General features: G+C 23.5%; 12 protein-coding genes. 4 read left to right on the top strand and 8 right to left on the bottom strand.

Going from position 1 to position 12944, the window contains the following annotated elements; translation table 11 throughout:
• Positions 1–139: 139 nt before the first annotated feature.
• The 7 genes from yciA to trpD all read right to left on the bottom strand — a co-directional run bounded on the left by yciA (position 140) and on the right by trpD (position 6368).
• On the bottom strand, positions 140–547 hold the full coding sequence (yciA, locus tag D9V59_RS01370) for an acyl-CoA thioester hydrolase YciA (protein WP_158364372.1): 408 nt from the start codon (positions 545–547) through the stop codon (positions 140–142).
• Positions 548–574: 27 nt separating this feature from the next.
• Complete coding sequence (locus D9V59_RS01375) at positions 575–1108, bottom strand: septation protein A (RefSeq protein ID WP_158364374.1); 534 nt, start codon at positions 1106–1108, stop codon at positions 575–577.
• A gap of 28 nt (positions 1109–1136) precedes the next feature.
• Entirely contained in the window at positions 1137–1880 is a 744-nt protein-coding gene (locus tag D9V59_RS01380; protein WP_158364988.1) for a YciC family protein, read from the bottom strand.
• 79 nt (positions 1881–1959) lie between these two features.
• Positions 1960–2772 carry a tryptophan synthase subunit alpha gene (trpA, locus tag D9V59_RS01385; protein WP_158364376.1) on the bottom strand — a complete coding sequence of 271 codons (813 nt, stop codon included), beginning with the start codon at positions 2770–2772 and terminating at the stop codon, positions 1960–1962.
• Positions 2759–3958 carry a tryptophan synthase subunit beta gene (gene trpB / locus D9V59_RS01390; RefSeq protein ID WP_158364378.1) on the bottom strand — a complete coding sequence of 400 codons (1200 nt, stop codon included), beginning with the start codon at positions 3956–3958 and terminating at the stop codon, positions 2759–2761. The genes trpA and trpB overlap by 14 nt, the downstream gene beginning before the upstream one ends.
• Positions 3959–3994: 36 nt before the next feature.
• Positions 3995–5359 (bottom strand): bifunctional indole-3-glycerol-phosphate synthase TrpC/phosphoribosylanthranilate isomerase TrpF, encoded by a 1365-nt coding sequence (gene trpCF / locus D9V59_RS01395; RefSeq protein ID WP_158364380.1) that lies wholly within the window; start codon positions 5357–5359, stop codon positions 3995–3997.
• Positions 5340–6368, bottom strand: a complete 1029-nt coding sequence (gene trpD / locus D9V59_RS01400; RefSeq protein WP_158364382.1) for an anthranilate phosphoribosyltransferase — start codon at positions 6366–6368, stop codon at positions 5340–5342. The genes trpCF and trpD overlap by 20 nt, the downstream gene beginning before the upstream one ends.
• Before the next feature lie 216 nt (positions 6369–6584).
• Here trpD and D9V59_RS01405 point away from each other — a divergent pair, with 216 nt between their 5' ends.
• From D9V59_RS01405 to topA, 4 genes are all read left to right on the top strand, one after another.
• Positions 6585–7475 carry a DMT family transporter gene (locus tag D9V59_RS01405; protein WP_158364384.1) on the top strand — a complete coding sequence of 297 codons (891 nt, stop codon included), beginning with the start codon at positions 6585–6587 and terminating at the stop codon, positions 7473–7475.
• 46 nt (positions 7476–7521) lie between these two features.
• Positions 7522–8268, top strand: coding sequence for a pseudouridine synthase (locus D9V59_RS01410; RefSeq protein ID WP_158364386.1), 747 nt, complete (start codon positions 7522–7524; stop codon positions 8266–8268).
• A gap of 77 nt (positions 8269–8345) precedes the next feature.
• A complete protein-coding gene (gene sohB / locus D9V59_RS01415; RefSeq protein WP_158364388.1) occupies positions 8346–9341 on the top strand; it encodes a protease SohB in 996 nt (331 codons plus the stop codon).
• Between the two features lie 99 nt (positions 9342–9440).
• Entirely contained in the window at positions 9441–12023 is a 2583-nt protein-coding gene (gene topA, locus D9V59_RS01420; RefSeq protein ID WP_158364390.1) for a type I DNA topoisomerase, read from the top strand.
• A gap of 44 nt (positions 12024–12067) precedes the next feature.
• On the opposite strand, the gene D9V59_RS01425 is transcribed toward topA, so the two are convergent.
• Positions 12068–12865: an inositol monophosphatase family protein gene (locus D9V59_RS01425; RefSeq protein ID WP_158364392.1), complete on the bottom strand. Its 798-nt coding sequence runs from the start codon at positions 12863–12865 to the stop codon at positions 12068–12070.
• Positions 12866–12944 lie beyond the last annotated feature (79 nt).

Genomic DNA, 12944 nt, shown 5'->3' on the forward strand with positions numbered 1-12944 from the left:
TTTCTAAAAAAAATTCTGATTAGTATTTTATATGCATATTCTTTTAAAGAATATAAACGTATATTAAACTATTTACATATTTAAATTAATATTATTTTTAAATACGTAATTATTTATATTTTATATCAATTGTTATTATTTAGATAATACTCATAGGTAATAATTCACAAGGCTTTCCTGTTTCGTTGATCGCTACATAAATGAATTTTGCTTCTGCAGCACAATAAAATTGACCTAATGGTTTAGAATGAATTTTTTTAATCCATATTTCAACATTAATAGTAATTGAACTTTTTCCAATTTTAATACAATGTGCATAACAATTAACAATATCTCCAACTGATATAGATTTTAGAAAAGTAATATTATCTACTTGCACAGTAACCACTTTTCTACATGAAATTTCTTTTGCTAAGATTGCTCCACCCATATCCATTTGAGACATAATCCAACCACCAAAAATATTACCATTGGCATTAGTATTTGTACGCATAGCAAGTGTTTTTAATACTATAATTCCTTTTGGTAATTGATTTTTTTCTGACATTATTAAAATATTCGCTCTATTATAAAATTATTTTTCTTTTGATATTTTACAATTTATATAAATACCAGTTATTAAAATTACAAAAAATGTTAAAAATGTAAATCCAAATACTTTAAAAGCTACCCATGTTTCTTCTGAAAAATAAAATGCTATGTAAACATTTAAAATACTACAAAATAAAAAAAATAAAGACCAAAAAAAATTAATTTTACGCCAATAAACATTAGAGATAGTTATATCTTTTTCTAGTAATCTTTGCATTATTGTCTTTTTTGTTAAAAATTGACTAATTAATAATATTATAGAAAAAATTATGTAAACTATTGTTATCTTCCACTTAATAAATTGACTATTATGAAAAAATATTGTAAGGGAGCCGAAAAAAGTAATTATAAAAAAACTAAATAAATTAATTTTATCTATTTCATGATATAGTATCCAATAAAGTATACATAGTAATCCTGAAGAAATAATTAAGCTTCCAGAAGCTATGAAAATATCATAAAATTTATAAAATATAAAAAAAATAAACATTGGTAATATATTTAATATATGTTTCATAATATATACCTAAATAATTTTAAAATTTTTAACAACGTATTAAAAGCATGTAAAATCGAAATAAAAATATAATTAAAATAGCATATAATATATTAATATTAATATTTAATATAAAAAAAATAATATTTTTATTAACAATATAAATATTAGAAAATAATACTGTTAACATAAGTTTTCCAAAAATCCAAAATAAAACACCTGGTGCTATTATTCTAATATTTTTACAAGATATATACATACTTAGACGTATAGAATCAATTAAACTATGTTTTTTGAAATGAAAAATAATTGGTGATAAAGATAATATTATTGTTAGAAAAATACCTAGAATAAACAATAATAAATATCCTAATTGAGCAATAAAAGTAATCATAAAATTTAAAATAAATAAACTTGGCAAAGAGAAAAAACAAGAATAAATTAATGATATAATTGATTCTTTTTTATTTTTAGATAAAGAAGAAATTAAAGTAATTAAACTTGATAAAAAAAATGTTTTATTCATTAGCAATGCTATTGTTTTTAATATAGAATATTTTAATAATTGCTTTTTTTCATCAAAATTCATATTATTAATTGATTCTAATAACCTATTAGTGCTAATAAAATTACTCTTTTCTATTATAGATATAATATGCATTTCCGGTTTAATCAACATATCTATTAATACATTAATACATGTAATAAAAATTGATAGAAAAAAAATAGTTGATATTTGTTTATAAAAAAAACATTGCGTATCATATCGTAATTCTTTTAAAGTAATCATTATTCGTATACTCCTCATAAACGTTATATATAATAAAAGATTATACATATTATTTTAGATGAGCATATTTATATATATATAATTATAGATTGTATTTAGTAGATTTTTTTAACAATTTAACAAATGCTTTTATTTTTTTAAACATCAAATCTTGATTAATTAAATTTTTTTCAATAATTTCTATAATTGCAGAACCGCATATTATACCTGATAAACCAGACGTTATAGCTTTTTTAACTTGTTCAGTATTAGAAATGCCAAAACCTTGTAATAATGGAATAGAAGTATATTTTTTTATTCTTTTTATAAAATTTTGAGATAATGAAAATATATCATCTTCTTTTCCTGTTATTCCCAAACGAGACAATACATAAATATATCCTTTAGCATATAAAGAAATTTTCTTTAATAAATCATCATTAGCATCTGGTGGACATATAAAAATAGAATCAATTTTGTATTTATTTGCATTATTATAAAAAATTTTTGATTCTTCAATTGGAACGTCAGCTATTAAAACTGAATCTATACCAGAACTAAGACACTGTAGATAAAAATTATTAATACCTTGATTATATATAAGATTAGCATATATTAAAATGCCAATAGGTATTTCTTTATATTGTGTTCTTAAACTTTTTAATATATCGAAATATTCTAAAAAAGTATTTTTATTAGATAAAGCACGTAAACTTGATTTTTGAATAATAGGTCCATCAGCTAATGGATCTGAAAAGGGAATTCCAATCTCTAAAGCGTCGATACCATTTTCAATTAAAATCTTAATTATTTTTATTGATATTTCTAAAGTAGGATCACCTAAAACAACAAAGGGAACAAAACACCCTTCTTTCAGCATAGATAATTTTTTAAACATTTTTTTATATCGGTTCATTATATTTTTCCTTTTTTAAAAAATTATTTACTGTATTAATATCTTTATCTCCACGTCCAGAAAGATTGACAATTAAAAGTTGTTCCTTTTTAGAATTAATTTTCATTATTTTTAATGCATATGCTAATGCATGAGAAGATTCTAAAGCAGGAATAATTCCTTCTTTTTCACATAAAGTTTGAAATGCAAAAATGGCTTCTTCATCATTGATTGAGACGTATTGAGCACGATTAATACTCTTTAACCAAGCATGTTCTGGACCAACAGAAGGAAAATCTAATCCTGCTGAAATGGACCATGAATTTTCAATTTGACCTTCTTTGTTTTGCATTAAATAAGACTTCATTCCAAAATAAATACCAGTTCTTCCATGTGTTAATGGTGCACCATGTTTACCTGTTTCTATACCTCGACCAGCTGGTTCAACACCAATTAAAGAAACTTTATGATTATCAATAAAATTTGAAAAAATGCCTATAGCATTAGAACCTCCACCAACACATGCAATAATTGAATCTGGCAATTTATTTTCTTTTTCTAATATTTGTTTTTTTGTTTCCGTTCCAATAACTTTTTGAAATTCACGTACAATAGTAGGATAAGGATGTGGTCCTGCTGCAGTTCCAATCATATAATGAGAAGTTTTATGATTTTTAGACCAATCGCGTAAAGCTTCATTACATGCATCTTTTAAAGTTCCCGAACCGTTAGTTACTGGTATAACTTGTGCTCCCATTAATTTCATACGACATACATTAGTAGATTGTCTTTTAATATCTTTAATGCCCATATAAATTCTACATTTTAAATTTAATAATGAACACGCAATAGCAGTAGCCACACCATGTTGACCAGCACCTGTTTCCGCAATAATTTCTTTTTTTTTCATTCTAATTGCTAACATTGCTTGTCCTAAAACTTGATTCGTCTTATGTGCACCTCCATGTAATAAGTCTTCTCTCTTAAGATAAATTCTAGTTTTTGTACCTATAGTTAAATTTCTACATAAAGTTAACGGAGTTGGTCTACCTGCGTAATTTTTCAATAAATCATCGATTTTTTTTTGAAAATCTAAATCCTGTTGTGCAGCTATAAAATGTTTTTCTAATTCAAATAAAGCAGGCATTAATATTTGAGGAACGTACATACCACCAAATTCACCAAAATACGGGTTTAGTAAAGTCATGTAATTATTTCCTTAATATATTTAATATGAATTAATTTAATAATTTCTTAATTTTTGAAATATTTTTTTTATTTTTTTATGATTTTTAATACCAGGAGAACTTTCTACACCAGAATTTAAATCTAATCCTGAACAATTTAATTTTAAAGCTAAAGTACAATTTTTTAAATTAATTCCTCCTGCTAAAAGAACATTATCTAATAAGTAGTTATTTAAAAGAGACCAATCAAAAGAGGTGTTACTTCCTCCATGAGAAGAGTCTAATATATACATGTTTATATTCTGCCAATTAAGAATAGGTAATTTTGATTGAATAGAAAAAGCTTTCCAAATTTTAATTTCTTTAGGAAGAGCCATTCTTAATTTATTAACATATATTTGATTTTCTTGACCATGCAATTGAATCGCATATAGAGATAGTTCTTCAGCAATTTTAGTGATAATATTAATTTCTTCATTTTGAAAAACTCCTATTAATCGTAATTGCGTGTCAATAGTGATATTTTTTGCAATATTTTTAGAGATATTTCTTAAAGAAGATTTAATAAAAATAAGTCCTCCATAAATTGAACCATATTTTTCTGCAACATTAATATCAATCTTTCGTGTTAATCCGCAAACTTTATTATCACCTATAATTATAGAACGAACTGCTATATCTAAATTTTTTTTAGACATTAAATGTGAACCAATTAAAAAACCATGAACTAACTTGCTTAATTCTTTAATTTGACTATGATTACGTATACCTGATTCACTGATAATTATAACTTCTTTTTTAACAACTAAGGGAGCTAACATACGACTACGATTCAAATCAATTGATAAATCATGTAAATTACGATTATTAATACCAATAATATTAGCATTTAATTTAAGAGCACGATTTAACTCTTCAATATTGTTTACTTCGGTTAGTATATCCATATTTAATGTTTTTGCTATTCTAGAAAGTTGTTTATACTGCGTATCATCTAAAATAGACAACATCAATAAAATAGCATCTGCATTATAATATCGAGCTAAATATACTTGATATGGATCGATAAAAAAATCTTTACATAAAATAGGTTGACAAACACGTTTTCGCACTATATCAATAAATTTTAGATTTCCTTCAAAATATTTTTCATCTGTGAGAACTGAAATAGCAGAAGCATATTTTTTATAAATATGCGCAATATTAATTAAATTAAAATTATTTCTAATAATTCCTAAAGAAGGAGATTTTTTCTTACATTCAAGTATAAAAAAAGTTTTTTTATTTTTTAGGGAATAATAAAAATCACGTGTTTGTGTATTAATTTTGTCTTTAAAACTGATTAAAGGTTGTTTTTTTTTTCGAAACATTATCCAATCATGTTTATCTTGTATAATTTTTTTAAGTATAGTCTCTTGCATAATTGTCTTCTTTTAGCATATCAGAAACGTTTTTTATATATTTATAAATATCTCCACTACGAATTTTATCTAATGCTAATTCAGTATTTTCTTTTAAATTTTCTTCTCCAAATACTTTTAATAATAAAGCTGTATTTACTGCGATTAATTCTTCGTGTATTTTTTTTCCATTTCCTTTAATAATTTGATAAATTAAATTATAATTTTCTTCTGATGAATTATTTAAAGATAATTTTTCGGTATGCATTTTTAAACCAAAGTCTTTCGGTTGTAATTCATATGAAATAATTTTCTTATTTAATAGTTCAGAAACATATGTAATTCCATTTAACGTAACTTCATCGGTATTATTGCCATGTAACACTATTCCTCTTTTATATTTTAATTTTTTTAAGATAGTTATCGCAGGACTGATTAATTTTTTATCATAAACACCAATTAGAGTAAGAGGAGGTCTTGCAGGATTAAGAAACGGTCCTAATATATTAAAAATAGTTTTAGTTTTTAGAATTTTTCTGACATTATCGGAATATTGAAAACCATTGTGATATTTAGGAGCAAATAAAAAACAAATGTTTAATTCATTTAAAGTTTGAAGAGATGTTTTTGAAGATGCATACAAGTTTATATCAAATTTTCTTAAAAGATCAGAAGAACCTAATGTACTAGAAACCCCTTTATTACAGTGTTTAATAATTTTAAATCCACAAGATGCAGCAACAAATGCACTAATAGTTGAAATATTAATAGTATTTTTAGCATCACCACCCGTCCCTACTATATCTGAAAAGATATAATTAGGTTTTAAAAAAGATTTCATATCGTCTAAAAATGCATATATTGCTCCTATAATTTCGTTTTCTGATTCGCCTCTAATTTTCATTGCGATTAAAACAGAAGCTAACTCAATTTCTGTTATTCTTCCAGAAGAAATAAACTTAAATAATTCATAACTTTCTTTTTGATTCAAGTATTTTGAATCATAAATTTTTTTTAAAATATTTTGCATGTATAACCTTGAAAAATTTTAAATAAAATATTTATATATAAAGTTTTTTTGTGTTAGTTGAATTTTACAATAATCTATTGACGTAGATAATTCAATTTAAATTTAGTAAATTTTTTTTGTAAAAGTTTTATAAATCTTTTTCAGTATAAAAAATATTATACAATTGTTGTTGTAGTAAATTAATTTATTATGTTTTTATTTTTAGGAATGTTTAAAATGAATAATGTAGTAATAATAATATTATTTTCTTTAGTATCTATTACATGGGGCACTACTTGGATTGCAATGAAAATTATCACAGAAACTATTCCTCCATTTTTCGCTACTGGAATACGTTTTTTAATAGCATCTCCTTTATTGATCGTTTTAGCTTATTATACAAAAACACCTCTATTATTTCCATATAAACAAAGATGGTTTCAATTAATTATTTCTATATTTTATTTTTCTATACCATTTACATTAATGTTATATGGAGGCAAATATGTCAATTCTTCTCTAGCTTCTATTATATTTTCAAATATGCCTGTAATTGTATTAACAATATCATCCTTGTATTTAAAACAAAAACTATTTTTAATACAAAAAATAGGAATATTTATTTCATTAACTACATTATCAATTATCTTACTTATAGAATTAGTATCACAATCTTTTTTTCAATGGAAAGGTATTTTAGCTTTACTAATCGCATTGTTTAGTCATGCTATGATTTATTCTGAATGTCAAAAAAAATGTTGTAATGTATCAGTTATTACTTTTAATGCATTACCCTCATTATTATCTGGTATATTATTATCTATAATATCTTGGTTTATAGAACATCCTCATATTAGTTTATTTTCTAAAAAATCTATTTTAGCCATATTTTACCTTGGTGATTTTTCTGGCATTTTTGGAATTCTTTCTTATTTTTATTTACAAAAAAAAGTTAGTGCATTCTATGCATCTACAGTTTTTTTAATTTTTCCATTTATTTCTGGATTTTTAGATAACTATATTTATAAAAATACTATTTTATTTTATGAAATATGGTTTATTTTTCCTTTATTTATAGGAATATTATTAACTTTAATTCCAGTAAATTATTTAAAAAAAAATAAATAATCTAATATTAATGTTCTATAAATTCTAAAATAATCAAGGATTTTAAATGACTGAAAAAGTACAAAAAATATTGTCACGTGTTTCATGTATTTCACGTCGAAAAATAGAAAAAATGATAAATACTGGAAGTATTTTTATTAATGGCAAAAAAGCTTTAATTGGTCAGCGTTTAAATAATAAAAATCTTGATGAAATAATAATTATGGGAAAATTAATTTCTATAAAAAAAATCGATTTTAAAACTAAAATTATTATTTACAATAAACCTGAAGGAGAAATTTGTACTAGATATGATCCTAAACAACGTCCTACTGTATTTGAGAAATTACCTTTTTTCAAACATAACAACTGGATTAGTGTTGGAAGATTAGATATTAATTCTAAAGGATTATTAATTTTTACAAACAATGGTGATTTGGCTAATAAACTTATGCATCCTAATAATAAAATAGAACGAGAATATTGCATGCGAATTTTTGGAAAAATTAATAAAAATACAATGAATATTTTAAAAAATGGAGTTAAAATTAAAGATGGTTATGCTTCATTTAAGAAAATAGAAGCTATTAACGATAAAAAATCAGGTCAAAACAAATGGTTTAAAGGTATTTTATGTGAAGGAAGAAATCGTGAAATTAGATCTATGTGGAATAAAGTTCAATGTCAAGTCAGCCGATTAATTAGAATTAGATATGGAAATATTATTTTACCGAAAAATTTAAAACCAGGTCATTGGCTTGAATTAAATTCAATTTTAGTAAATGACTTATGCAATTCAATCTCTATTAAATAATTTTATAATATTTTACATTATATTAAAAATTATTGATTATTTTAATAAAACATTCTACTTTTAAAAAGGTTTATTTTGTGAATTTAATTGTAAATTATGGCTTGTTTTTAGTAAAAATAGTTACTGTAATTATGATCATTTTTTCTTCATTGTTATTATTTACTCTAATATTAAAAAGAAAAAACAATAAAAAAAGTAATCTAAAAATTACTTTATTACAAGAAAAATATGATAATGCTAAAATGAAAATTTTGTTTTCTACAATGAAAAATTTTGAAAAAAAGATATGGTTAAAAAAAGAAAAAGAAAAAAATAAAAAAAATAAAAATAAAATTCTATATGTTTTAGATTTTAAAAGTGGAGTATATGCTAATGAAGTGCTTGGATTAAGAGAAGAAATATCGGCCATACTTTCAGTTGCAAATAAAAACGATGAAGTATTATTGCGTTTAGAAAGTTCTGGCGGAGTTATTCATGGATATGGCTTAGCTGCTGCTCAATTAAATAGATTACGTCAAAATGGAATAAGATTAATTATATCTGTAGATAAAATTGCAGCTAGCGGAGGTTATATGATGGCATGCGTTGCAGATTGTATTGTTGCAGCACCATTTTCAATAATAGGATCTATTGGTGTCGTTGGTCAAATACCTAATTTTAATAAATTATTAAAAAAATTTCATATTGACATGGAACTTCATACTGCTGGTGATTATAAACGGACATTAACTATGTTTGGTAATAATACTGAAGAAACACGTAAAAAATTTCAATCAGAACTAAATGCGACGCATGATCTGTTTAAAAATTTTATAAAAGAAATGAGACCTTGTTTAGATATTGAAAGTGTATCTAATGGTGAGCATTGGTTTGGAACGACTGCTTTAGAAAAAAAACTAGTCGATAAAATAAGTACAAGTGATGATATTTTAATTTCTAAAATGGAAGAATATATTTTATTAAATATTCAGTACGTCTATACTAAAAAAATAATAGAACGTTTAACTACATCTATTGCAGATAATATTAGTCAAATTTTATTAAAGTTATTTTTTTATAAAAATTATTTATAATAAAAGAAATAAATAAATTTTTTAAGAAATTTAATATTTCATTGTTTTTTAAAAACAAATAAATATAACTTAATAAGTTATGATTTACTAGGTAAAAATATGCAAAAATCTCTTGTAATAGTTGAATCTCCAGCAAAAGCAAAAACTATAAATAAATATTTAGGACAAAAATATATAGTTAAATCTAGCATAGGACATATTCGGGATTTATTTAATAGCAAATATAAAAATAAAAAAAACTTAAAAAAACCCATTAAGAAAATAAAAAATACTATTTTACAATCTGATAAAAAAAATATTTTTTTTAAAACAATGGGTATTAATCCTTATCAAAATTGGAAAGCTGAATATTATATTTTACCTGGGAAAGAAAAAATAATTTCTGAGTTAAAAAATATTGCAAAAAAAGTAGATCATATATATCTTGCTACAGATTTAGATAGAGAAGGCGAAGCAATTGCTTGGCATTTAAAAGAAGTTATTGGAGGAGACTCTTCTAAATTTAGTCGTGTAATATTTAATGAAATTACAAAACATGCTATAGAAAACGCTTTTAAAAATAAAGGTCAGATCAATATGCATCGAGTACAAGCCCAACAGGCACGTCGTTTTATGGATCGTATTGTAGGATACATGATATCGCCTTTATTATGGAGAAAAATTTCAAGAGGTTTATCTGCTGGACGTGTTCAATCTGTAGCTGTTCGAATAATTACTGAACGCGAAAATATTATAAAAAACTTTATTCCAGAAGAATATTGGAAATTAAATGTAACTCTATTTTCTAAAGACAAAGAAGAAATTACTATGGAAGTTACACATGATAGTGATAAAAAAGTTTTTCTAAAAAATAAAAAAGAAGTAGATTCTGTAATAAAAAAAATTAAAACATCATCATGTATTGTAGAAAATTATGAAAAAAAAACACTTTATAAAGTAGCACCTGCTCCTTTTATAACGTCTACTTTACAACAGTACGCAAATTTTTATTTGAGTTTTAGTGTAAAAAAAACAATGTTTTTAGCACAAAAGTTATATGAAGAAGGTTATATAACTTACATGAGAACTGATTCTATTTATTTAAGTAAACATGCTATTAAAAAAGCTAGAGAATATATAAAAAATACTTATGGTAATGATTATTTACCTGAAGAACCAAATATATATTCTAATCATAAAAATTCTCAAGAAGCTCATGAGGCTATTCGACCATCTAATGTAAAAATAAAAAATATAGATTCTGATGAATTGACTATAGACGCTAAAAAATTATACATATTAATTTGGAATCAATTTATAGCATCTCAAATGAAACCAGTCATATATGAATCTATAACTCTAACAGCATCAATTGATAGATTTAAATTAAAAAAGAAGAAAAAAATAATAATTTTTAACGGTTGGAATAAAATATTAAAAGAAGAAAAGAACATAATTTTTCAAACTTCTGCAATAAATATAGGCAGCATATTATTGATAGATAAAATTAATTGTTATCAATTTTTTACTAAACCTAAACCTCGTTTTAATGAAGGATCTTTAGTTCGTGAATTAGAAAAAAAGGGAATTGGAAGACCTTCAACTTATGCTTCGATAACATCGAAAATACAAGAAAAAGGTTATGTCAAAATAAAACAAAATAAATTTTATGCAGAAAAAATGGGAGAAATTCTTACTATTAGATTAAAAAAAAGTTTTAGTAATTTAATTGATTATAATTTTACTGCACGTATGGAAAAAACACTTGATAAAATTGCTGAAAATAAAATAATATGGAAAAATGTTTTAGACTCTTTTTTTAAAGACTTTTCTAGACAATTAGAAAAAGCTAAAAAAAAACCAGAAGAAGGAGGAATGGAGCCCAATACTATTGTTCCTACATCTCTAAATTGTCCAATTTGTTCTAAAAAAATGGGAATAAAAAATGCTACTACAGGTGTTTTTCTTAGTTGTTTAGGATATTATCCTCGATCTAAAAAAAGTTGTAAAAAAACTATTAATCTTATACCATTAAGTGATTTTGATATTAATAATATTAATATTGAAAAAGATCTATCTTTAAATAAATGTAATATATGCAATATGATAATGGATACTTATTTTATTAATAAAAACCTTAAATTACATATTTGTGTTAATAATCCCAGTTGTTTGGGCTATAAGGTAGAAAAAGGAATTTTTCAAAGTCCTGATTATTTGTCTAAAATTATTAAATGTGAAAAATGTCATGATGACATGATATTTAAAATAGGTCCATTTGGAAAATTTTTTACATGTACTAATAATACTTGTAAAAACACAAGAAAAATATTACCTAATGGTAAAATATCTGATCCAAAATTAGAACCAATACCATTTCCAGAATTATTATGCAAAAAATCTAATGCATGGTTTGTATTACGAGAAGGAGTCTCAGGTATCTTTTTTGCTGCTAATACTTTTCCTAAGTCACGTGAAACTAGATCTCCATTCATAGAAGAACTTGTACGTTTTCAACATTTATTGCCAGAAAAAATACATTATTTATCGAGCGGTCCCGTAATTGATAATAATGGTAATAAAACAATAGTTTGTTTTAATAAAAAAAATCAACAACACTATATTGCTTCTAAAAAAGAAGGAAAATTTACAGGATGGTCAGCTATATTTATCAATAAAAAATGGCATATTATTGATAAATGATTTTTATTAAAGTTAATAAAGTATATTTATATATAATTATTTAATTATAATATACAATATTCACGAACTTTTTCAGTAATTAATCTAATAAATTTTGGACTACTGATTAAATTTCCACAATGAGAATTATTATTTCTATAGCCTCCTGTGAAATTACTAATTAAACAACCAGCTTCTTGTACTTGTAATTTACCAGCTATAAAATTATTTTGTTTTAAATTAAAATTAAACAAGCAATCAATTCGACCAGCTGCAGTGTATGCTAGATCAAGTAAAATGGAACCAGTACATCTAAAAGAAATTCCACATGAAGTTAGTTTTTTGTATATTTCAAAATAGGATAAAGATTGATCATTAATGTAATTAGGCAAATTGATTGCAACAGTAGTGTGGTTTAATGTATTAATATTACTACATCTAGTTCGATAACCATTTAATTGTGAACCTTGTCCCTTGACTGCTGTAAATAAATCATTTCTTATAGGATCGTATATAACAGAAATTTCTATTTTTCCTTTTACAATTACGGCAATAGAAATACAAAAATGGGGAAAATGTTTAATAAAATTATTTTTTCCATCTAATTCATTAATAATCCAAATAGTATTTTTTTTATTTATTTTTAATAAAAAATTTTCATTTTTATTTAAAATAAGATGATTCGGATAAGATTTATAAATAATTTCAGTAATTATTCTATATGTTTTATACATAATATTCTTTATAAATATCTTATTTTTCTCTGTATCTTCATTAATAAATTTTTGTGTATCGTAATTTTGAACAATAGCATTTCCTCCTTTTCGTACTGCACGAATAGCAATATTTAACATGGGATGCATTCAATTCTCCTAGATTTTAAAATTTATTAAAATAATAGCACGATTAGACTATCTTTAATATTTATTAATAATTAAAAAT

The organism is Buchnera aphidicola (Artemisaphis artemisicola), from assembly GCF_005082365.1.
In the GTDB taxonomy this organism is placed as follows: Bacteria; Pseudomonadota; Gammaproteobacteria; order Enterobacterales; family Enterobacteriaceae; genus Buchnera; species Buchnera aphidicola_AR.